The sequence below is a fragment of the Blastopirellula marina genome (genome assembly GCF_002967765.1).
In the GTDB taxonomy this organism is placed as follows: Bacteria; Planctomycetota; Planctomycetia; order Pirellulales; family Pirellulaceae; genus Bremerella; species Bremerella marina_A.
Window position 1 is genome coordinate 74,844 of record NZ_PUHY01000016.1, and the last position, 23,908, is coordinate 98,751.

The 23,908-nt window shown below is 50.6% G+C and carries 16 protein-coding genes and 1 pseudogene; 4 read left to right on the forward strand and 13 right to left on the reverse strand.

All coding sequences use genetic code 11. The features are described from left to right. Positions 1-16 precede the first annotated feature (16 nt). From C5Y83_RS28080 to C5Y83_RS28095, 4 genes are all read right to left on the reverse strand, one after another. Positions 17-1,915, reverse strand: coding sequence for a sulfate adenylyltransferase subunit 1 (locus tag C5Y83_RS28080; protein ID WP_105333141.1), 1,899 nt, complete (start codon positions 1,913-1,915; stop codon positions 17-19). Beyond that, positions 1,915-2,856 (reverse strand): sulfate adenylyltransferase subunit CysD, encoded by a 942-nt coding sequence (cysD, locus tag C5Y83_RS28085; protein ID WP_105333142.1) that lies wholly within the window; start codon positions 2,854-2,856, stop codon positions 1,915-1,917. The genes C5Y83_RS28080 and cysD overlap by 1 nt, the downstream gene beginning before the upstream one ends. A gap of 17 nt (positions 2,857-2,873) precedes the next feature. Continuing rightward, positions 2,874-5,348, reverse strand: coding sequence for a DUF2309 domain-containing protein (locus C5Y83_RS28090; protein WP_158262570.1), 2,475 nt, complete (start codon positions 5,346-5,348; stop codon positions 2,874-2,876). An 89-nt stretch (positions 5,349-5,437) separates the two neighbouring features. Beyond that, positions 5,438-7,012 (reverse strand): proton-conducting transporter membrane subunit, encoded by a 1,575-nt coding sequence (locus C5Y83_RS28095; RefSeq protein WP_158262571.1) that lies wholly within the window; start codon positions 7,010-7,012, stop codon positions 5,438-5,440. Between the two features lie 276 nt (positions 7,013-7,288). Here C5Y83_RS28095 and C5Y83_RS28100 point away from each other — a divergent pair, with 276 nt between their 5' ends. The 3 genes from C5Y83_RS28100 (at position 7,289) to C5Y83_RS28125 (ending at position 11,089) form a co-directional block, all read left to right on the forward strand. Further along, positions 7,289-7,687, forward strand: a complete 399-nt coding sequence (locus tag C5Y83_RS28100) for a helix-turn-helix transcriptional regulator (RefSeq protein WP_105333145.1) — start codon at positions 7,289-7,291, stop codon at positions 7,685-7,687. A 513-nt stretch (positions 7,688-8,200) separates the two neighbouring features. After that, entirely contained in the window at positions 8,201-8,932 is a 732-nt protein-coding gene (locus C5Y83_RS28105) for an SDR family NAD(P)-dependent oxidoreductase (protein WP_105333146.1), read from the forward strand. 1,779 nt (positions 8,933-10,711) lie between these two features. After that, positions 10,712-11,089, forward strand: a complete 378-nt coding sequence (locus C5Y83_RS28125; protein ID WP_105333150.1) for a hypothetical protein — start codon at positions 10,712-10,714, stop codon at positions 11,087-11,089. A gap of 314 nt (positions 11,090-11,403) precedes the next feature. Here the strand turns inward: C5Y83_RS28125 and C5Y83_RS28130 are convergent, their stop codons facing one another. After that, positions 11,404-12,483 carry a glycosyltransferase gene (locus C5Y83_RS28130; protein ID WP_105333151.1) on the reverse strand — a complete coding sequence of 360 codons (1,080 nt, stop codon included), beginning with the start codon at positions 12,481-12,483 and terminating at the stop codon, positions 11,404-11,406. 455 nt (positions 12,484-12,938) lie between these two features. Here C5Y83_RS28130 and C5Y83_RS30040 point away from each other — a divergent pair, with 455 nt between their 5' ends. Beyond that, complete coding sequence (locus C5Y83_RS30040) at positions 12,939-13,061, forward strand: hypothetical protein (RefSeq protein WP_261341484.1); 123 nt, start codon at positions 12,939-12,941, stop codon at positions 13,059-13,061. A gap of 288 nt (positions 13,062-13,349) precedes the next feature. On the opposite strand, the gene C5Y83_RS28145 is transcribed toward C5Y83_RS30040, so the two are convergent. The 8 genes and pseudogenes from C5Y83_RS28145 to C5Y83_RS28190 form a co-directional block, all read right to left on the reverse strand. Continuing rightward, the gene (locus C5Y83_RS28145) at positions 13,350-13,628 is read right to left on the reverse strand and encodes an EF-Tu/IF-2/RF-3 family GTPase (protein ID WP_105333154.1); all 279 of its coding nucleotides are present in this window, start codon (positions 13,626-13,628) and stop codon (positions 13,350-13,352) included. A 179-nt stretch (positions 13,629-13,807) separates the two neighbouring features. Beyond that, entirely contained in the window at positions 13,808-14,329 is a 522-nt protein-coding gene (locus C5Y83_RS28150) for an SUKH-4 family immunity protein (protein ID WP_105333155.1), read from the reverse strand. Between the two features lie 114 nt (positions 14,330-14,443). Then, a complete protein-coding gene (locus C5Y83_RS28155; protein ID WP_105333156.1) occupies positions 14,444-14,884 on the reverse strand; it encodes a DUF6896 domain-containing protein in 441 nt (146 codons plus the stop codon). Positions 14,885-14,939: 55 nt separating this feature from the next. After that, positions 14,940-15,137 (reverse strand): annotated as a pseudogene (locus C5Y83_RS28160) (tyrosine-type recombinase/integrase); the annotation flags it as partial. Between the two features lie 210 nt (positions 15,138-15,347). After that, entirely contained in the window at positions 15,348-16,091 is a 744-nt protein-coding gene (locus C5Y83_RS28170; protein ID WP_105333159.1) for a hypothetical protein, read from the reverse strand. A 488-nt stretch (positions 16,092-16,579) separates the two neighbouring features. Further along, positions 16,580-16,981, reverse strand: coding sequence for a hypothetical protein (locus C5Y83_RS28180; protein WP_146117961.1), 402 nt, complete (start codon positions 16,979-16,981; stop codon positions 16,580-16,582). 1,216 nt (positions 16,982-18,197) lie between these two features. Beyond that, on the reverse strand, positions 18,198-18,842 hold the full coding sequence (locus C5Y83_RS28185) for a hypothetical protein (protein WP_105333162.1): 645 nt from the start codon (positions 18,840-18,842) through the stop codon (positions 18,198-18,200). Between the two features lie 89 nt (positions 18,843-18,931). After that, on the reverse strand, positions 18,932-23,830 hold the full coding sequence (locus C5Y83_RS28190) for a hypothetical protein (protein WP_146117962.1): 4,899 nt from the start codon (positions 23,828-23,830) through the stop codon (positions 18,932-18,934). Positions 23,831-23,908: the final 78 nt, after the last annotated feature.

Consider the following 23,908-nt stretch of genomic DNA (forward strand, 5'->3'; position numbering starts at 1 on the left):
GAAGGCCAATAGCACTCTATTTCCACACTCTGTTAGCGATCTCGTCAATTACATGGTGAAGCGATTCCGCTCCACACGAAACAGCCGTGAATCCTCTTAAAGGACATTTATCTTTCTCATGGTTTGACGGCTGGGGCACCTCTCCAGCAGACAGTCTCTCCGTGATCGGAATCACTTTCGAATCAGTTTTCGACAAATCTGTTTCAATGATCATGTATTTTTCACCATCAAGCATTTGTAGAGCGTTCTCGTTCCTTCGTAGGTCTGCCATTTCGACGGGAACGAGACTGATAATTCCGAACTGATTGAGAACGTGTGCAACCTGAAGGTTGCGTACGAGTCGCTTCCTTCCTTCTAAGCTCGAAAACCCGAATGCTTCGGCGATCCCCTCACCAATCAAAGATTCATCCACCACCACCACATGAAACCCAACATTGGCTAAGTCAGTCGCAAGCTTTTGGGCGATATCCACGTGTGCCTGGCCGTCATCTCCTGAGACAAGTACCGTAACTGAATCGTGCTCCAGACGAGCACCTTGAGAACCCAACGGGATGTTCCTCGAAGAACTTCCAGAGTGAACACTACTTTCATTACCACTGCCAATTTTCTGTTTGGCTTCTTCTGGAGGTAAAATAATTCCCGCTGCGACGGTCTCATACGAGACCTTATCCACGAGAATAAATGCTCCGGTGTCGCGTGTGACGCTGTAATGATCGTGCACGATTGGTTCGTGAAGCATGATGCGGCATCGCCCGATTTCGTTGAGACGGAGCGAAGTCGCCTGTTCGTCGCTGCCCGTTTCGATATCAATCACAGATTCAACCGATTCGACCTCCGCCATCGTCTTTTTGGTGACGCACCTCAGAATATATGTTCTTCCCACATCGAGTTCGTCTCTTGACATCCAAACAAGCATGGCGACGACGTTCTGACTTACGTGAGATTCATTGTCTGGCGATACAATCCAATCACCTCTCGCAAGATCAATCTCATCTTCCAGCGTGATTGTCACCGCCTGTCCAGTGCATCCTGACAGTTTTTCTCCCTCCATGGTGACGATTGAACGAATCGCAGATCGTGTCCCCTGCGGCAGAACCATGATTGGATCGTTAACGCAAATAGAGCCAGATACAATGGTTCCGCTAACTCCACGAAAATCAGAATTAGGGCGAACGACACGCTGTATTGGGAATCTAAAATGGTCTCCTTGGTCGCATTGAGAATCGGGAGCAGACTCCAATGCCTCTAGCAAAGTAGGACCCTCATACCAAGACATTTCCGAACTTCGATGACAGACATTGTCGCCACGTAGGCCGGATAAGGGGATCGCGATTGTTTCTACCTCATCCAGCGTCCTCGAAAATTCTTCGAAGGAATGAGCAATGGCCTCATAGACTCGCTGCTTCTCGTCTATCAAATCCATCTTGTTGATGGCCAGGATAAATCGTTTGATTCCAAGCAACGAAGCAATAATAGCATGACGCTTTGTTTGCTGAACGATCCCGTTCCTGGCATCGACTAAGATCAAGGCAACATCGGATCGCGAGGCAGCTGTGACCATGTTTCTAGTATACTGCTCGTGTCCTGGACTATCGGCGATAATGACTTTCCGTCGCGGTGACCGAACATATCGATAAGCAACGTCGATGGTAATCCCTTGAGCTCTTTCGTCCTCAAGGCCATCGACAAGTAGCGCAGGATCAATGAGCAGCTCGGTCGTCCCGTGACGTTTAGTTTCAAGCTGCAACGACTGCAGTTGATCTTCGTAAACCGCGCCTGTCTCGAGCAATAGCCGCCCGATCAGCGTGCTCTTTCCATCATCAACGCTTCCGCAAGTTAGTAGCCGAAGAATCCCCGAAGGCGGATTGTCATGCCGAAGATCGATATCAGCAGCTCTCGTTTTGTGCGTGATCATTAGAAATATCCTTGTCGCTTTTTACGTTCCATTGCGGCTTCTTCGTCTTTGTCAATCGCGCGGCCAGCACGTTCTGACAAACGTGTCGATCGCAGTTCCTGAACAATTTCCGATACGGTGCATGCGTTCGATTCAATGGCGCCTGTCACTGGGTAACATCCGAGTGTCCGAAATCGAACCTTCATTAATTCTGGTTTCTCTGCTCCGTTTAGCGGCATTCGATCGTCGTCTACCATGATCAAGTTGCCATCGCGATTAACGACTGGTCGATCCTTGGAAAAGTAAAGAGGTACAAGAGGAATATTTTCGAGAAGTATGTATTGCCATATTTCCTCCTCGGTCCAATCCGAAAGAGGAAATACTCGCATACTGTCACCGCGATGGACCCAGGTGTTATAAAGACGCCAAAGTTCTGGACGCTGGTTCCGTGGATCCCATCGATGATGTTTGTCGCGAAAGGAAAAAATGCGTTCCTTTGCCCGTGAGCGTTCTTCTTCCCTCCGTCCTCCGCCGATTGCTGCGTCAAACCGATAACGTGAAAGAGCTGATTTCAACGGCTGCGTTCGCATCACATCCGTGTAGACATTACTGGGAAACTCGAACGGATTCACACCTCGATCGACTCCGTCCTGATTGATCTCCACGAGAACTTCCATCCCAAGTTCTTCCCGAACATAGGTATCTCGAAATTCGATCATCTCCCGGAATTCCCACGTCGAGTCGATATGGAGCAGCGGGAACGGTGGCTTCTCAGGATAAAATGCCTTGCGAGCGAGATGCAGTAGAACGCTCGAGTCTTTTCCAATGGAATAAAGGAGTACAGGATTCTCGAAGCACTCGGCAACTTCTCGCAGAATGTAGATGCTCTCTTCTTCCAACATTCGCAGATGTTTGCATTCGAGATACCGCTCGTCTGCAGGGTCTATTTCTTGTCTAAGCATCAGATTCGTCCTCTTTATTAAATTTGCCGAGTTGTCTCGGATGATCGATTGAATTCGTAAGGCTGCCAATTCTCCGGTTCTCTGCAGAACGCTTTATCCTCCTCCAATGCCACTAGTGTGATCCATCCGTTAACTACCAGATCTCGTACCACCGAATGTTTCTCGATAATTGCCTCGATCCGATCTCGGGGTGCTTCGACAATCACGATGAGTCTAAGCGGTTCGTGTTGCCATGAAGTCCCGTTATGAATGGATTGGATCGGTAACCCAGTTCTCAGATCCCCACCGTTCCCCTCAAGCACTCCAAACTTACCGACGGCGTTATGAATTAGCTTGTCACCGCTTCCGTATTTTCGGTTGTCGACTGTCGAAGCAAAATATTGCAAGTTGATCCAACTGGTGACGATCATAGGTGCCGTCATGATTAGTTCGAGAATCTTGCCAGAAGGATCCTTTCCTGGCTCATAGCTGTGAAGAAATACGCGGCCTGTCAAATTCAGAGACTGAGTCCTGGCTCGCGGGGCGACGACGAATGCTGCATTACCAACCAAGCCCCAGTCGGGCCGGACATCTCCCCAGTTCCGACTCTTTGCTGCAAGATTCTGGTGTCCCTCTGCGGGAAATCGTGAAACTCGTTGTGCGGCGCAACGCTCACTTGCGATCTTGCATCCCGATTCAAGCTCTCGGAAGTCCTCTCGGAACTCGGATGGAATTGTGTCGAGTTCAGGTAGGACGATTTCTTCAGTTGTCGTATTGTGTACCGCAGGAACAAACCGAGTAGTTTTGGGAATAGATATGCCCCGCTTCACCAGCCCCGATCGTACGTCAGGGTCATTTAGCATCGAGGATGCAACTCGTGCGTTGGGCTCACCAGAATGCCCACCGCATGCGCCGCAATCAAGTCCGGCCTGAAAGAGATTGTTCTGGACATCCGAAGCATGACCACACACGACCACAAATCGTGCGAAGTGCTCACGCAGTCCTAGGTTTGTCAGAAACCCTTGACAGTACTCAACCTGCTGCTCAATGGTGAGTTCGTTTCGATGAATCCCACAGGTGTCCTGCTGCGAGAGAAGCCTAGGTTTTGCATCCAACAAGACTTCGCCAAAACGAGATTTTACCCACCCGAGCGAATCGGACAGTAACTTTCCGGCCGATAACCAACCGAGAGTTTCTACAAACGTCAAGCTTGATATTGGACTAGACCGAAACAGTGTGAAGACATTGCTCCATTTCTCCTTCTCTCTTGCTTGCCGATTGCAATCGCTGCCGTGCGGGTTGGAGGCATCTGACTTCTCCCACTCGACCTGAAAAGTTGGTTTGATGAGCACCGGGCAATGCGAACTTCCTATCGTGTCGTTTGGCGACACGTTCCGAAGGGGCATTCCAAAGAAACCTGCGAACCCGAATGTTTGAATGTGATTCGATGAACATTCCAATTGGCGACGAAGTGGTTCGGAACGGACATCAATACAAAAGACAAACTGGCCGAGAGATTCTTCCGCGCCGTCATTGGGCTCGTTCTGTCGCAAGATGTCGGATACAAGACCACCATGGAATTTCGTCTCGCATGCCACCTGAAGGATATGGCGAATGACATCCATCTTGCCCGACACAGCAATTTCTTCCAGCGACGCCTCACCATTCCAGATATCTTCGTGAAAACAGGTTGCGACACTGCGATCAGATGTTCGCCCTAAGAATACGTCATAGGCCAATCGTATTGCCAAGAGTTCCTGTAATTCAGCCGTAGATCGATTCTTCGCATGGGACGCCCAGCCTAGAATTGAGCTAAGTTGTGTAAGGCAGTAACCGAACCACAGATGCCTTGGCAGGGAAATTCTGGAGAGCATCTGTGTAATTGCCTGTTCTGCATCGTCCGGAAGATTTTCTACGAATAGACGAAAACCGCGCATGCCGAGAAGGTCCATGCGGTAGCTGATGGAACTCAATTGCTTCCAAGCGGCGAAGACTGATCTATTTCGCCAAGGCATCCGCCAAATCGATTCGGAATCATCGTGGTAGCCCGATAAACAGCGCGTGATATCATTAATTACCTGGTTGCTTCTCTCGCCTCCGTCGGATCGGTCTAGCATCTCTGCCATGGTCCACACTTTCCTTTGAGTGGGATTGTGTGGTTCGACATCACTACGTAGCCAATCGTTGACTTCATCGATCGATAAGTCGTCAACATAGTTTGACGGATCGCGTTCGAGCTTGGAGTAGGCAAACACCACATCGTCGAGTGAAAGATGTCCGTTTCGCAGGCGTTGTCGGAAATAGCTCAATGGCGGCAGCAAATCAACATCACAGACCGCCTTTAAGAGAGCGTTCGTTTCCAGTAGAGATTGCCCAGTAAAGCCAAGGAATGGATTTACCGCTACGAAGTCCTTCAGCGGCCAGGAGGGTGGCACAATTTCGCTGAGCCGCTGCATTATGCAGTCAAGTTCATGGAGACTATCGTGCGATACCTGCGGGTAAGTTGTCGACAACTTCTTACTTCTTTCGATTATGGATTTGAGGGCGATTACCATCGTCTATGTTCTCCAGAAAATGCCGAGTATCGTGGTGAGTTTTAAGCCTAGGGAGTGGGCGCAGATTTCCGCCAGATTGCTGCGGTTACTCGTCTCGCAGCAATGTCAAAGTAGAAGCCATTTACTGCGTGAACATACAAGACTTGAACGACACGAACGTTCGGAAAAGTTGTGATTGCGAGTTGAAGTAGTCCAAGCGTTAGGAAACCAATGCCGATCGCCACCGGCGCGATGTAATAGGCAAGACTCGCCTGCGTAATTTCATGAGGAAGTATTTCAGATGTTAACTCCTTCAGAACCGTATGGCTGAGAAAGTAGATTCCGCTGATAAAGAGAGCCGCGGTGACTCCTAGAACGGCAATCCGTGGCGATCCAGTCGCAATACTGTCCGCAATTAAATGCGTAAGTGCGAGAACAAGGACAAGCCCGAGTAACAGACCAGCGGCGGATTGAATCGATGCAGTTTCTGTCAGCCATAGAACTCCACCAATAATCCCTACAGAGGCAACCATGCCAACAGTGATCGCGTAGAACCTCTGTAGTCCTGTCACATCGGGTTGGATGACTGGCGTTGCCGTAACGGCACTGCCCGATCTTAGAAATGCATGCGATTTATAGAGCGAATGAAAAATGATGTGAATCAAAGCAACTGCGAATGCGCCTAGTCCACACTGCATCATCATGAATCCCATTTGCGACATTGTGCTGTAGGCCAGCTTTTTCTTGATGCTCGACTGCGTCATCAAAATGACACCGCCTAGTAAGCAGGTTCCGCCTCCAACAAGCGTGCAAAGGGCGAGAGCACTGCTCGATTGGGAAACGAGGGGACTCAATCGAATCAAGAGAAATCCCCCTCCGTTAATAATGCCTGCGTGCATCAGTGCTGAAACAGGCGTTGGTGTCTCCAAGGTATCCGGCAGCCAACTATGGAAAGGGAACTGAGCAGACTTAGTTAGGGCGCTGAGTACCAAGAGAATGCAGATCGGGGCAACAAGAGGATCGTCAAAAGAGCCCGATCCACCGGACTGGAATTTGGCAAAGAGCAGGCTGAGTTCGCCTGTACCCCAGAGTTGATAAATGAGATAGATAGCGAGCGCCAGAAATAGGTCTCCCAGTCGACTGATCAAAAACTTCTTGCGAGCAGTCCACACGGCCCAAGGACGATTGGAATAGTGTGTCAGTAATTTATGTAGTGCGACGCTTGTCAGCACCCAGAAAGCGAACAGCTGAATCAAGTTACCGCTGATGACCAGACCGAGAATCGCCCCCAGACAAACCATCAGCCACTTATGAAAATACCCCGATTTCGCATCTCCATTCATATAACTGTAGGAGTAGCGGGTGATGATCCATCCGACGTAGGAGATCAAAACGGCCATTAATGCTGATACTCGATCGAAGTAGACGCTGATTTTCAAATGGCCATCCGTCTCTCCCCAAGACCAGCTATTGGTGACCTCGTCCTGAAAGAAGAGGATCAGCGAAAACAGGAAAAATGCGGCACCGCTGGCAGAAATGAGGGCGTAAGACACCCGACGCATAAAAGCCGACTGGCGATTTGCCCATGAACTTGGAATCAACGTTGCCAGAACCAGAACAATCGGAGCGGCATAAATAAGCATAGGCGGTATCGACATTGGGAATCCTCTTCCAAATTCAAGTGATATCGTCAAAACAACACGCGAAGTTTAAAGCACGACTTTTTTGTCGTCAATTCCATGTCGCCAGTTTTCGGTCGAAATATGGAGCTGACTTGAGCCTAGAATGAAGCAGATCACATGCGACATGTTTTTCCGGATTGCCAAATCACGAATCATTGATTAAGATAAGTCGTTTATCCGTGAGACTTTAGGGATCACAGACCCCAAGTCGGATACATCCTTCGCGAGGGCGAAACTATGGCGGCACCCCCCAGAAAAAAAAATGCTTCGAGCACGGAAACTAAGACAAGAGCGTCTCGTTCCCGAAATGTCGCATCGAAATCTCTTCCTCAAGAGAAGACAAACACCGCACGATGGACGTTCCTGACGAACCACTCCCATGTGCTGATCCTCTTGTCGCGAAATCCGAGCATAGTACTTCGGGAGGTCGCGATCGAAGTTGGGATAACGGAGCGAGCGGTCCAGCGAATAATCGGCGATCTAGAGGAAGCAGGCGTAATTCGCAAGGAAAAGGTCGGACGTCAAAACCACTATCTGATCAACGCGGATCAGCCTCTTCGACACCCGATAGAATCGCACAAGATGATTAGTGATCTTCTCGAACTTCTTAGCAAGAACGAGGTAGGCAATTCGTAAGCGAACTGCTTTCCCGACAGGAACCGATTCCTCGTGTCTTTCTCAACGTGACATTCGAGATTCGGATTTGTTCCAAAAACCAGACCGCCGTGTCCTCAAATAGGATGCCGGGCATAGGAATCTTTACTCGGATGGACACCCCGTAAGCGAAAGAAGTTGTTCGTTCACGGGGCTTTAATTTGAGTCCAACATGCAATCACATGACTCCGCTTGATCTCACCCGTCATTCGCTTGCGGTCTCATGTTTGACTTAGCGTTTGAGAAATCCTGAACCGAAGCAAATTGCCCGATTCGGTTCGAGACTAGGCGAAGGATTGATTTCTTGTGGTCACGTCAAAAATCGGACGAATTCATTCTATTCCTGGGTTTCTTGAGGGTTTCTCAACTTGTCGGTTAAGCCTCAGATTTCATGGCGGTACCTACCAGGACGAGTATTATCCACCGATACTCCCGCTTTCTTCGCCGCAACGCCGAGAAGCGTGGGTACTCCAAGTGTGAGAATTCAGGGTAATTATGCCACATACCGCTATTTTGGGTGCCACAGGGACGATCGGTAGTTGCCTTGCCCAGAGACTGGTATCGCAAGGTAACCAAGTTCTGCTTGTAGGGCGCGACGTCGCTAAGCTTCAAGATCTTGCCACCAGTCTCCAGCAACCGTGGTTAGTCACGGACTTACAAAACTCCGATTCCTTGCAGACGGATTTAAAGCAGGCTTGCGAGGAACATGGCCCGCTCGATGCCCTGGTGTGCTGCGTGGGTTCAATTCTTCTCAAGGCGGCACACTTAACGAGCGATGAAGAATTTCAGGATGTAATCGCCACCAATCTATTCACCGCATTCGCCACGGTTCGGGCCGGTACTCGATTACTTCGGCAGCGTGGCGGTTCGATCGTGCTGTTTGCATCTGCCGCCGCTGAAATTGGCATCCCGAATCACGAAGCGATTGCGGCGGCGAAGGGTGGCGTAATAAGTCTGGCACGGTCCGCAGCTGCAACGTACGCACCACAGAATGTGCGTGTGAACGTCATCAGTCCAGGTTTGATTCGTACCGAGCTGACACGACGAATCTGGGATAACTCCACGGCGGCGACTGCTTCCCTCAAGATGCATGCCCTCGGAAGATTCGGTGAGCCGGAACAGGTCGCGTCGCTGGCTGAGTGGCTCATTCAACCCGAAAATAACTGGACGACCGGACAAGTCATTGGAGTAGACGGCGGCCTTGGCCATTTACTACCGCGTGCTTGAATCCACTGCCTGACAGCCACATCCCTAAAAGATAAACCGGAACCGCCCTCCGCGGAGAGTGGTGCCGGAATGGGGCGAGGGCCTTTTCCTCCCGCGGCAATCGGGAGTTGTTATGATGACGATGACGACGAGAAGTCTAATGCCCCAAGGGGAATTTCAAATGTTCCCAGCAACGATTTCGTGCCGAACCCAAGCGTATCGAAACCGTATTCACGCCCAAGTGGAGCCGGGCCGACAGTCGCAGGTGCATGCCGTTCAGCCACACTGCCCGGAATGCTCAGCGAAGCATGGTGGTCTCTTGTCTGCATTCTCCAAACGCATGAAAGCTCTACTAGGATTGTGATAATGACTCAGACGGACATTGAAAGGCAACAGTCGGTTTGCGAACGGTTTGGAGCAACACCAATGCCATACTCTCTGCACCTCAAAGTAGGGATTGCACGAAATGTGCGAGAGGGAGTCGAGCCAATCAATGGACTGCGAGTCAAACCCGTTGGCGATACTACGGGATGGTATATTTGGGCCGGCGAGTGGTCCGACGACCCTGATTTTTTTGTGCCGCTGCATGCGGAGAATTTGGCTTCGTGGTGTCCACGAGTAATTCCCTACTTGCAACTACCAACAGGTTGGCGTTTTCTCCTTGCGCCGTCCTGTGAAGATGTCTGGTTTGATGAAGAATTGGCAAGTAGCGAAAACGATGAGACCTAAACAAAACTTACTCACACCGTCGGCTTCTGCATCACGATCTTCGCAGGCCGTACTGGTTTGAATAGTTGCATCTTGGCCGGTTGAGCAGGCTTCCACGGCTTGAACACCGGCATCCCTGATGGCGGCGGCTGAGGCATTTTGCTCAGGCACGTGTTGACCGCTGAACTCCGTGTCAACGGGTCGCCCTGTACGAAAAAAGATGGCAACAGAATGCAGTGGCATTTTTCAAGCAAAACTACGCCTGATCTCGATTTGGAATGACAACTGAAAATTAAGATTTCAGCCGAAAAGATCGGGGCAACGAACTAAAAGAATCACGTTAAATCCACGATCGGGACGCACCATCGTCGTGGTGGAGGATGCAACTCGATTTCTCGAACCCGAATCAAGCAGCCCGAGAATAAGACTTTAGAATCCCACCCAAGCGTTCTTGGCACCGGATTTCGGCCACGCTGAACGTGGTAACTTCGGCATCCGTCCCATCATTTTCGCGGCATCAGATATAAATTCCCTAACAGAGAACACTCATTAAATGGGTTCGGCGCGGGGAGGAGGCAGATCAAGGCGAAGGGGCATCCACATCCCCAAAAGATAAGCCGGCACCGCCCTCCACGGAGAGTGGTGGCGGAATGGGGCGAGGTCCTGTTCCTTCCACGACAATCGGGAGTTGTTATGATGACGATGACGACGAGAAGTCTAATGCCCCAACAAGTGGTCCTTCATTCAAAACGTGGAATGAGTTTCAAGCAGGGACCAAGGGGCAGTTTGCTAGTCGAGCGGAAGCAGCAAAGGCGTGGGACACAAACATGCACGCAAACGGTATCGCTACCGGAACCGTTTGCAGATCGGCGGCGAAGCGGAACTTCCTTAAGGGTCTACTTGATGATCCGAACGCGCCTTCTTGGATGAGGCCTTGGCTGGAAAAGGGTAAGGTTCCGCCTGGTTACGACGTGGATCACATAAAGCCGTTATCAATTGGCGGTGCTGATGCTTCATCCGTTATGCGACTCCAATCGAGGGAACTGCATAAACTTCACCACAAGTGTTATCGACCATGGGAGTGACAATTTGATGGCGGAGTCGAAGAAGGTCTTGGTTGCATTTGACCCTGACAACCCCGATAAGCAATCCAGCGATTTCCTTGTTCCAGTTCAGCTTGAGGACAACGAAATGGCACTGCTTGGCAGCAGGTCAGAGAAGTTATGGAAATATGGTCTAGTCGTGCTGACGAGTCGAGCAGTCAATAAGAATGATCTTTTTGCAAACTTGGTGGATACAGGCCAGAAAGTCCCTGACGTGGAAGCTTGCCTTGCTCGACTGGAATCATTCGTTGAGCAATTGAAAATGGTGAAGATCGGGAACATCGTTAGCATTGCTACCGGTAACGTTGCTTGGCGATTGAATGTTGTGGCAAATACGCCCAGCGGATTTGCAAAGGCTCAAAACTAATCCGTCTTGAAACCTGACGGACTTCGGCTTCTGCATCACGATCTGCACCGGTTTGAAGGGTTGCAGCTTGGCCGGTTGAGCGGGCTTCCACGCCTCGAACACTGATACCCCTGACGGCGGCGGCTTAGGCTTTTTGCTCAGGCTCTTGACGATGGTGATCAATTGGCGAATCGCAAGTCCCAAGACTCGACCTAGCTTCAGAAGTCGTTCACGTTCTTCCTCTCGCAAAAAGATTTTCTTCTTGGGTAACGTCTAGACGATATGCTTGCTTAGGCAAGTTTGGTCTTGAAGCAAACTGGGGCGAAAATTCTAGCCTACGCGACACCAAGCAAATTTGGGGCTGAGCTTAACTGTTCGGTGACGACGGTCTTCACAATATGATCGACGATCGCTTCGTGGGTATGAAATTGATTGACGTGCCGTCGGGCGTTGCAGGCCATCTCGTCCAGCCGGTCGCGGTCGTTTAAGGCTTGCAGGACCGTTTCTACGAAGGGTTGCGGCGGCTGAAACCAACTGGGCGTTTCCGAAAATTGATAGTAGAGCGCCTCGGTGCCGTGATTCAATGGGCGGTACGGCACGATCCAGGGGGCATTCATTACCGGGACTGAGCCCGCCCCCGCAGATTCATAGTGCCGGAAACAATCCCAACCACATCCTTCGGGCGACCAAACGAGACGGCTTAGGGCACACATGCGGAGAAATTCCGGACGGTCGACCCGAGACGGCGGTATATGAACCTTGATGCCTTGCCGCTGCAACTCTTCCAGCAACGGGAAACCAGCTCTTCGAACTTCGCAATTCAATGCGCCGGAGAAAAACAGGTCGTATTGTTTGGCGATTCCTGAATCAGGCATCGCCGCTTGCCGACCACGGCATAACCCCAGCGATATCGGACGGAGCTTATGTTTATTCGCTGCTAGCAGTGACCGTTGTCTCGCCGTCGGATTGGGTGGCAGGAGACGGTTTCGATCGACCGGCAATTCTCGTTTGAAGTAGCAGACGCTTCGGTCGAGAATTTCCAGCGCGGTGGAACTCAACCGCGCGTAGTCGTTGAAATCCATTCCCACGATCGGAAGATCGTTAGCATGGATCAACTCGTGATACGCCCGACCGGCACAATCGCCATGCAACCGTCGAAGGGCATTGCGGGCCCATAGATAGTTTGTCCTCATCGGCACATGGACAAACACACAGCGGGCGTTTCGAGCGTTCAATTCGCCGCGAAGGTGAGCAAGTCCCTTGGGGTCCATGCGGTACTGGCGATCAGCGACCCTGTCGGGATTTTGCCGCCCCGTCCAGTAGTAGGTCGTTTGTTGCGGAAGTACCCGCGAAATCAAGACGCACGTTCCAACCTCCAGAAAGGGTCCAAATGTGCTAATCGAGTGTTCAGCCATTGTCGATTTCCTTGGCCTTAAAAATCTGACGCGGTTTCGCATCTCCACCGATGCCGTAGCCTTCTGACAATGAGCGAATGTGCTGCTGATCAACTCGGCACCCTCCGCCCTTGTAGCGGTCGTGCATGCAAAATTGAGTCGATTCCGTCTGTTGCCGGATGGCGCCGATCAAGACATTCGCTTCGACTCTCGTCAGCCCGACCGGGCGGAACCCCCGCAACCGAAAAAGGATTGTGGAATCAAACCAGCAACGCGTTCGGCAGCCTTCGGCCGATTCCCCCGGACCATCGGAAACTTGCTTTTTCACTACAAACTCCACTAGCGAAAAAATTTCGTTCCGTGTATCTACCCCATTCGGCTATTTCGAGCAATACAGACTACGAGAGGACAAGTCGATCGGTAAATGTGGAATACTTCCTCAAAAGTCCACCCCTAATACGTCGAGTAATAACCGGATGCGTATCGTACTCGCAAGCGAGAAGCCGATTCCGTCACGAGAAGGGGACGAGTCTTGGACTCACCAACTCGGCAAGTGGTTGCTGTCCAAGAATTACGATGTGCACAAATACACGCGCTAGGGGGTGCCCTTTCTCTTGGAGAGATCCTTTAGAAGGCAAACGATTTCAAGACACCGCTCAAATTCATCGTCGTCGGCGGAACCCGAAAACATGGATGGCGAAAATTGGGCCAGCACTAGGTGATGTTCACCGGATCGCGTCGAAATTGAATACCCCATTCCGGCCTCCGTCCAAACGAGCCCTAATGCAACGCATAGCCCGTCGAGATAGCCAAGAGTTGCGGCGTTTAATACCGAGTTCATCGAAGGAAACCGCTTATCGGTCATGTCAGCTCGGATAACGATTAAGTCATGCCCCGCCCCGTGGAGTGACGCGATCACCTTTTGACGGCTGATCACTTCGAATCCCAGTCAGCGTCAATCCAACCTGCTGGCCTTTTGAGGCTTGTTTTAGATCACCTTGTTGGATCGACTCGATATTGTCAACGTCGACATCGACTGGCCCTGCAGATGTATGTACCACGAGCTTATCTCCTACGCGCACAGTACCATTGGTTATCGTCCCCACCAAGACTACGCGATCGACAGGCGGCTGGATATAGAAAACTTCTTCGACGGTGAATTGCATCTTCGGTACCGTTGCTGTCGGTGCCGCCGCAGGACTTGTTGCGGGGGTTGTCGCATCACAACCGCAAAACGAAGTGCCGATGAGTAGGACGATTGTTGTTCGTAGAAAGGGCATAACGTTAAAGCTATGGTGCAGTTTGAGCGTCAGCGAATATTGTCACCACCAGCGACTGGTTATGCTTATTCTTTCATCATTTCGTATTCCGAAGGCCAGAACGTCCTATCCTTCCAAGCTGCTGAATCAATGTCAGAAAGTGCACCTATGAAGTCGATGGAATAATCTGCTTCGATGGCTTCCGCCATTAGACATAGGGCCTCCGCAAACTGACTGAGCGACGAATTGATAAATATTCTTTGCATTCTGTTGTCGTGATTGTGGTAACAGATGCTGCCATCTGCCTCATCAATCGAGATGAAATCTCCCGATCCGTTGTGCCCGAAAACCCGGAAGCTTGCGAATTCTTCGCCTAGGCTCGACTGCAATTCATTCATTCGTTCCAAGTTGTATGTGAAGGAAAGAAATGGAGCGGCATCTTCTGGGAATCCCACCTCTCTCAGTATGCTCTTGTCCTTCTCGGAAATTTGAAGGCTTTCAACCTGCTCTCTTGGGAATTCCCTGAACTTCCCGAGATCAAGATCCACTCCGTCGGGAAGCTCTCCAAAGGCGCTTTGAAATCGTTTTTTGAATTCGGTCGGTTTCATTTTCTTTCTGCACAACGACACGCATCAGCGGGGACGGGCGAACGACTCGCAAGCGTACCAAAACGCTCTCCACCCGTCCTCCGTTGCATGCAATGGTTATCCGATTTCTGCGGTTTATTTCCAGGTCGAGCGATAGCCGGGATGCACAAAGCATGGTGAGTCAGGGAGTGCGATGACAATCCCGTCTTCTGCAGCAGCGTCGAGCCAGCCCCGTATTTCCAATTGACCCTCTACTGGCATCGGAAGTCCGCGACATCGGTGACGATGGAGTGCAAGTCGCCACGCATCAAAGCAATCACTTTCGCCACTGGGACCGTAGTCATAGTCGATTGTGAATTCGGGATGCACAATTTCGATACCGGCACCGTGTATGTCAACGCGCACTCCGTCTTTCTTCGCGATAGCAGCGGCTTCGCTCGGAACGGTGTAGCCGTACGCCATCCATTGACGACGCGAAAACGGTACGGGCAGTTGCAAGCGACTGTGGGTATAGTCGAGATCCAGTTCTTGAAGGTGGCGAAAGCTAGCGATGACGGATTCAAGTTCGTCGTACATCAGTCGGTCGGATAACTAGTGTTTATTCAGAGCCTTTCCGAATAACGTGCGCACGTTAATCGGAATCCAGGCTGTCGAAATCCGCCGGGCTACGGACGCCATGGCCTTCCTTTTTCAAAACGTGAGTATAAATCATCCTCGTCCTAACGCCACTGTGACCAAGGAGTTCCTGTACCGTGCGGATGTCCGCGGTTTCGAGGTCGATACCTTCGGCTCGGTACAACTCGTCCGCGAATGCCCTAGCGTCGTGTGGATGATCGAGCATGAACCGTACGATGTCGGGAGGCGGCAAGCAAAACCCCAAGTCGATGCAAAACTCGTCGGGCAGGCATCGAACCTGGTGCGGTGTCAGCGGCTCGTCGATCTCATCGATCATGACACCTAACGTCAAAGCTGACCAGGTCGCTGCAATCAGCTTTCCATTTGATTTCAACCAGATCGGCGACTCTGGTCCAGCGCCTTGTTAGATGGCGTATCGTTCGGCGTCAAATATCGGATTGCAGAGCTGGCATCGACATATTCCGTCCGACATTAGTTCACCAGCCACTGATTCCAGTTTCCGTGCCAAAGCTAAACCACCATCAGCTAAATGATCGTATGCAGCAACATCTATATCAAATTTTCCGGCCCACGGCTCGTCCTCGGTGCCTGCATCGGCAGCATCCGACCAATACGATGTGTATCCATACTCGGCGGTAGGGAAGTACTTCAAAATCTCGTCGTCCTTCTCGATGTTTGAGACGCTGAATCCGTGATCAGAAAGAAGGGTACTTAACTCAGTAGGACGCTGATTCGCCCACATTCGTATCCAATGTGCCGCAACTTCGCTAGACGTTTGCGCCATTCCTGCACAGCCAGAGAGGTTCACGAAGCTTTCCCACACTGTTGGTGCATCACCGCTTCTTTCTCCACGGATCAAAATGCTGGCGGCGTATGACATATAGTCCAGAATGTGTTGTGTCGCGTTCCATGGTGCGCCGAAAGAACCGACAAAGCTGCCAAACGATTCTTGGAAACGTTGCAACAATTCCGGGGGTTCGACATCAATCGTTTGAAGGTGGAACTGCTGGTACTTCTTTACGTCGGATCCAGAATCGGGACCAGAATATGAACCGCGAATTTGAATTGATGTTCCGCCCATAGGTCCGTGTGGTAACAAGCCATTTAAATAGTGTTTATTCAGAACCTTTCCGAATAACGTGCGCATGTTATTCCGAATCCACGCTGTCGAAATCAGCCGGGCTGCGGGCACCACGGCCTTCCTGTTTCAAAACATGAATATAAATTATCGTCGTCCTAACGCCACTGTGACCAAGGAGTTACTGTACCGTGCGGATGCCTTAGCCCGCCTCGATCAGATGGGTTGCGAACGAAGAACCACTGCGGAGATTGCCTTCGTTTGGGTAGATTCGTCCAATTGATGACGCCGCTTAGTACGACTGCGTGGGTCAATAATACCGCAGAACCAATCCTTGCAATGAACTGAGCCCTCGAGTTTCATGCACGCCCCAGGACGAACCATCCTGTTCCGCCGTTGGAACGACGAATGAAACGCCCTCCTTACGCATTTTGAAAGGCGGGCCTAGCAACGATCAGCCAAGTACTTTGCAAGACAACGTATAAAATCACACAGTCGCGACGAGAGTTTCTCCATTGCAAAAACGCCCGACTTCGCGACTCGGGTGCATTTTTTTGCTATGTGCCGATGATCGTTGCGAGGTGGCCCTTAGTAAAACTCTGCACCTGCGCAGTTTCGATCGCATGCGGCAAATACATTTTCAGTGTGGCCCCGTTTTGAATCAAGACGCCATTTTGTTGCGATTCGGGAACTAAATCCAACGAAAGCGTATCGGGCATTCGGCAGTTGCTTTGGATCAACACCAAACCATGATCGTCGAAGTCCGCGGCAAGGGAAAGAAAGTCAGCTGTTGGCAGCTGCAGATCAAGACACAAGCCACGTACAGATCCGACGAAATCAGTGCCCTTAGCGTTTAGAGGGACGGTGGCGTCCCACCATTGCATGTAACGATTCGGACGATGCCCAAGAATCCAGACCCACGGAACTGATGGAACCAAAAACTTGGCGAGATCGCTCACGACTGCACCGTGGATATAGACAATCTCGCAATCAGTCCTCGATTCGATCTCAGTACAGTTCATGGGCACATAACTATTTATAGTAAGTTTTTGCCTACCTCTTGTAGGCGGCAAATGTGCGACCTAGTACACAAGCAGTTGATTTTCGCAAGATGCGATTTTAGCTGTAGGTTGACGAGTTGTCACACTCTTTCGTGCTTGAAAGGAGGCCCCTGTCGAGCGATCATCGGGCCGGCACGTCAATCCGTTTCAGGCTTTCCCGATGAGCGTTAGACTCGCGCAATGATGCAGATCCTATTCTCTTCGACCACGAGTTCTTGCACGCACAAGGTCGAACCGTCATGTGCGCGAAATCGATTACGCGAGAAGTGGGGTACCGATTCCAACACTAGACGCCACCCTACCCAAGCATTTCTACGGCCCGCCATCAGACGCAAGTTGTAAATCGGTTTCTGATCCGTTGGAAACCTTTAGCGATCACAGTCAGCGCCCAGTTTGCGTATGCCCCGCTACTCCGAGCCCAACGGGGTATTAACCCGGGCCCAATGTCTCTCCCAAAATGGTGAGACAAACGCCCAAAAGAGAATTTGGAGGCTCTGCCCACAAACGTCTGGGTTATGTCTCGGTAAGAGAGAGACAACAGCGTCTGAGAGACACGCCCTCGTAACCCGTTGCCAAGAAGTGGGATAGAACGACGCATTTCGCAGGCCGTTTCCAACCGCGCACGAAAAAACCCTGGTTGAGCGTTATTTGCTAAACCAGGGTTTAAGTGGAGCGAGACTCACGGTCTTCGGAATTAAAGAGAAACACTTTGCCTTCACGGGTTCATAATTGGAAACCATTGAACCATGCAACAGTGAATAAAAAGTGAATCAGAAGGATACATGAGCAGCAAGTGATCCTCGATTTGGCACTCGAAGTACTCTCCGAATGAAACCAGTCTTAAGTGATAGACTTTCCGAAGTTGCTTCCTTCGGTAGCGTCTTGTTCAGTTCGGTGTCAGCCAGAACGTCCTTGAGCCGAGCCTTCTCTCCTCTTCAGAAACATTAGTCGCCTGTCCAAGTCGGTAAGAATGCCATCGTACTCCTTCCCCTAGCGTAACTAGGTCTGCTCAGTCACACTGGTCGTCTTGCTGGCCTGGGCAATCGACTTATCCAGAGAAAGCATCAGCGGCTAAAAAAGTAATCGGAGCCGGAATGAGTATTTGAAAATAGCTTTACGGAATATGCTGATCCACGTCGTCAGCTTCATTCTCAAATCGTTCTATCAACTCCGCTCTCTGCTCAGGACTAGAAAAGACGCGTTTCCAATGATCAGCCCAATACTCCGCGTGGGCTGCGTTGCCGGTGGGAATCGCTTGAGGAATCCTTTTTAGCGCAATACGAGCCAGATAGGTACCGAAAAGGTCAGATTCAAGGAGCGATTCTTCGATCGCATTGTCATCTGGCCAAGAGCCTCCCGTGATGGCATTTGCTGCGGTCTCCAACTCGTTTTCCGTCTTGCCGGACGCGCTTGCAAGGCGACCCAGCCAATTCTTTTGCTTGGCATATAGAACCGCATCTTTGGCGAGCGGTGCTTCGAACTGAAAGAAACTGCGTCCTGGCCCGCCACCAATTTGTTTTCGATGCTTTAAGAATGCCCCCTCGTGCCAAGCAACATGGAGCAGGAACTTCTTCTTATTCAGCGAAACAGAACTCGTGTTTCCACTATCTAGATCCGATACCACCTTGTCGATGATTTTCCACATGGCGGCAACACGGTTCTCTGGACTTTCGGATGTATCCACATTTTCGTCCGCAGCTTCTAGTGGAATAGCGTAGAACGTAAAAATTAATGTACTGACCGCAAAACAACGGAACATTTTAAGATCCAATCATGAGTACTTGATTAAAGGAAGCGATACGAGGCGACCAAGATGAGGACTTCTCGCGTGGCACATCTCGGGACACTTTAACGAGAAACAGGAATCTCAAACGGGTATACATTATTTGCTTCCTCCCATTCTTCGATCTTATTATCTGGATCAAGAATCAAGTCAGCCGAAAACTGGTCTGGTTTCACTTTCACGAGCGATTCGATGTGATAGTCGACTTGGCAGCAAGGGGCCACGGATTGAGACGTTTCGACCACGACATCAGGAAATCCCTTGGCGGTCAATATCTTGGTACCCTTCTTGAGCATCGCACTACCGCCACCATAGTTCTTGATCGTCACGGTGAGATCTAGCTTCATTCCTTCACTCACTATGTGACAATGCGTTTGAACATCGCTCACCTTGAGATCAGGCAAGCACAGTAGATGGTTCAATTCTCGATCCTTGTGAGCCTTTCTCAATTCAATGACCGTGTTGAGAAGTTTCCTAAACGGATCATTCGAAGGCAGCGTAATCCCTTGAAGTTGCGAGAGGGGGGCTCGGCATAGGTCAACACAAGACGACTTCCAACCTGCTGCACGATATTGAGGAATAAGCAACGTCTGTTTCGGGTCACCTGGCCCCAATGTTGTGGTAAAATCAACTGCTTGCCAACCGGATTCCTTTGGTATGCGTACGTTAATTCGTGTCGCTGCCCGCGAGTATTCTTCAGCAAAATTCGCTTCAAATTCGACGGTTCGATTTCGAGGAAGAAAGTACAGCTTTTCTTTGACCAAACATCTTATTTCGCTAACGGTGACCTCATTCACCCCAATACGCCGCAAACACACTCTTTCCTCCTTGATGCCTGGGTAATTTAGAATTTGAGGTTCGCCAGGACCGGAGTCCTTCATCGAAATCTCGGAAACGGGCTGGCCGTCTTCCACCACGGCGATCGAACCGCCAGGAAGGTAGTTTTCACTCACAAGTTTTATTTGACGGTAAGGGTGGGTGTCATCTTTTGCCACGTCGTATAGCAGTTGTGGGGTAATCTCCACTTTCAAGGGCTTGCGAGATTGAAGCACGAGTCTTGCTTTCTGACGTGCAAGATCGACCTTTCCGATTTCAATCTCCGTGCCAAGTTGAAAGCCAGATCGTTGGCCGCGAGTTCCGCTTGAAAGTTCAACTTCGACATCCTTCCAATCCGTACCAGACGTATTTTCGAAGAGGTAGAAGCCCCTCAATGCAGTATCAAATCGGCGTCCTTGCGAGGCACGATCGGGAAATAGATGAAGCTGATACCCGGCTTGCCAGTGACGGGCCGACTGAGCATAGCGGATGCGAACAGGCGTGGTTGCGACCGCTTGTCCTGGTGACGATTTCGTATCATCCGGCTGGTCGCGCACCAAGATTCGTATCGCTCGCTTCTGAGGTGGAACGGCGGTGCCGGCCAGATTCCCTTTCGAGTGCAGGACGCTGCTATCGATCGTTGCCTCGAAACGCCAGTCGGCATCGTGTTCCGGAAGTTCATTAATCGCATGGGGCTCAACGGTCAGCGTTTTGAGGATTTGGTTGATATCACCAGTACCAACGGGCAGGTAGAATTCGGAAGTTGCTTGTCCATCGTGTTCGATCAGCGCTAGGTCTTCTTGGTAGAGTTGAGCTTTGACAACGGGCGGAGCAAGCCGAGTTTGAATGGTGTAAACAAAAGTTTCTACCGAAGGGGCATCATAAACCCGTTCACCTCCGAGTCGAGGGTTGGCCTCTAAGAGGAAGATGTCTCGATCAACAAAATCCCAGGTCTCCCCCGATTGGCTCTGGATACGTACTCGAATACGACTTGCTTTTAGTGGCTGAAGGCCAGTCCCATAGTCATCGACTGAAATGCCTTGGTCGACCACAACTCGTTTCTGTGAATTGGCAGCCACATGGATCGTCAAGAACGAGCTTGCCCCAGGTGGCGAGGGTTGCCACTGCCATACAAAGTCCTGATCGCGTATTTGGCGCTGATGTGTTTTTAGCTCTACGATGACATCCGAATCGGTAGTGTTGTCGAAAACAATTTGCTTGGCATAGAACGCCTGATTCCCTTCGATCTGGCTTTGCGGAAAGCTCCGCACTATGGCCAATTGCACGGCATGCGAAACAATCACATTCATGTCCAGCCCAGCAGGGGCATCCGGTTTTTCGCCGAAAACCTGCTTAAGAAGCCGTTCTGCTTTCTCTGGGCCATCATCTTCACTCAGTTCTTCTGGCGGGAGACTGAAATCAATTTCGACAACTGAGTGCGTTCCTGGAGAGTCATCGTCGCGATCTCCTTCAGGTAGCTTTGCGTTCGCTTTGATCCAATCTTTCTGCTTATCGTTGAGCTTCGTTACGTCTTGAAGTTCAATCCCCACCGAGTATAGATCGCCGTGTTGCAAGGCGGGACGAAATCGCAATTGCACCGGGACGATGTTGGAAGCGTAATTTTTTGTTGGCTCTCCATCGGAATTTCGTACAATTTCAATACCAGCAATTCGGACCAGGAAGACGACGTCGACCTGCTTGTCTTCCAATATGTCCACGTAGCAATCGCCGAACGATATATGTATTTGGCGAAGTACGTCGCCTTCCTCTCGGCTTCGGAATATTGCGAAACGATTGACCAACTGTTCAAAGCGTTGGAACGTCTCTTCAGGGGTTGAAGGCTCGAATGGATCTGAAATATCCGGCAGAAATAGTGGAAATTCATCAAGAACCTGAAAGGCGCGATCAACTTCATCGGGATCGACTTCTTCCGCTTCCATGCCCTGCATAACTAAGCTGACTGAAGTTCCATATTCACCACCCAATAAATTCTCGGTGGCCTCGGCTTTCTTTGCCAATTCCCCTGGAAGACCTGCCTTGAAGATTTCGGCGACCTTGTCCAGATTGTTAAGCTCCTGTTGGCTTTCAAGTTCTCTCAGTTGATTGTAAATCCATGCGGGACGAAACTCTTCCGAGTTGTCATCATCCTGGAGCATTACAAACTGGATGTCCCTCACTCGTGTATTTGAACCGAAACCACCACGAAAAGTTTGGGATATAAAGCCGCCTACCTTGTCCCGTAACCCGGCTACGGCTCCACCTGCGGATTGACTCGCTTGAGAAAGAAATCCGCCTGCGTTCTTGAACCCATCGGAGACCTTACCTAGCGTATTATCGATTCGAGGGTCGCCGGTACTGATCTTGTCGACTCCGTACTTTTTGGCCTCTTTAGAAAGTGTTTCCGCCCAATGGCGCTCCCATCGCGCAAGTAGCTTTCGCTTGTCATTCTCCCATTCCGCTGCAGCGACGGACAGTCGATTGGTCATATCGCCCAGTTGTTTCCGCAATCGCTGCTCGATATCGGATAGTGAAAGTTCAGAGATCGCCGAATCAGTTATTTCAAAGTTTATGTTTATTCCCAGGGCACTTGCCGAAATTCTATGATTGAAGCCCTTGGGATAGACGCCACCTTCAATACTTCCATCGACAGAAATCGCGACCCGAGCCGTCGGCTTATAAATCTTTAAGTCAACCTCGACCCAAATCGTTACCTCAAGATGAAAGTCCTTCCAGTTTGGAGAGATCGCCGCGGAAAGCGCTGCCTCGCCGCGAATTCCGTCAAGCGCGATCGACTCCCGACCCTTGAAAGTGCTAGGCTGGCTTCCATCAAAGCTGATATACATTTCGAATTGCATACTGATGACTTGAAGCAGCTTGGATGCCCCTTCCGCCGAAAAGCCCTGTGAATCGAGCCGAAATTGAAAGTCCCCTTGAAAGAGTTGGACCGCGGTCTCGTATGGAATACGTTCGGCAGGCGCGTCGGGATCGCCGGGCAAACTATCTTTACGGCTATAAGGAAATTGTGCACTTCCCGTTACCCCATCTTTTGCAAATCGTACTCTAAAGGTTCCGACGGCATTGTCAGGAACGAGGACGTATCCGGTGACTTCCACCGAAGGGGAGCCTTGAAGAACGAACTCAGTGTTGATTTGTAGTCGAACGGCGTTCCCTTCGCCGGAGTTGTCTATAAACCCCGTGAATCGTACTTTCGCAGCCTTATCGACTTGAACTTTAATTTCTGAGAGTTCAACTCCCGAACCAAGTTGAACTGCCACCGGAACTTCAAGCGAAAGATCCTCGGCTATTTCAACCTCGAAATCCCCGGCTGTAGCTCCGGGCCCGATGTCGATAGCACCTCCAAAAACAACATTGGGTACTTCATTGAGAAACTCAAGGCCAGGAACTTGGAACTCAACCGTGGCTTTCACCCGGGGACTACCATTGTCGACATAAGGTTTAATGTCTTTGATTTCGATAGGAAGTGGGATGTTGATCTCATTTAGCGCCTCTCCCAGTAACTTGCTAGCCGCGTTCTCAATAGTACTCTCGTCTAAGATCACTTCGGCTTCGGAAAAATCCAAGCTCGGTGGCTCGAGAATGAATTTGACCTTCCTAAACTTGGCAGTGATTCCGTTGTAATTCGCTAGGACAGTAAGTTCTGTTTCTTTGGCAAAGATTTGGTCGACACCATCGACGATCTGGATTTCGAGTACTTGACCTGCCCCTATGGCAATGACACGTTTTTCCTTCAATGCGGGCGCGATGGTTGCCCTCAGGTAGAGCAGAGGCTCAGAGATTTCGCCTGAGAGGAAAACGTCGATCTGCTCTGCAATAGATTGAAGCTCCTCGATTTCGGCCAGGAACTCGTCGCGAGTGGCTTCCAGACGATCTCGTCCGGCCTGTAGCCGCCCCATTGCTAATTCAGCCTTTTCCTTCAGCTCATTTACCTCGGCCTCAAGAAGCAAGAATTCGGCAATGACCTCCGAGTCAGCTGCTTCGACGAGTAGCGGCTTGATGGCTTCTTGCAATAGTTGTTCCAGGTCTTTGCGAATCTCTTCTTCTGCCACGACGGTATCAAAGATCTCGGTTGGCGTTTTCGATTTCAGCAGCGAGCTGGTCTCCCGAACGTCATCGATAGAGTCGCTCAATTCCTGCGAAATTTCCGCAATCTTCAATGCGCTCGCATAGTCTAGACTTTCCAAAGGAAGATCCGTGGAGAAAGCACT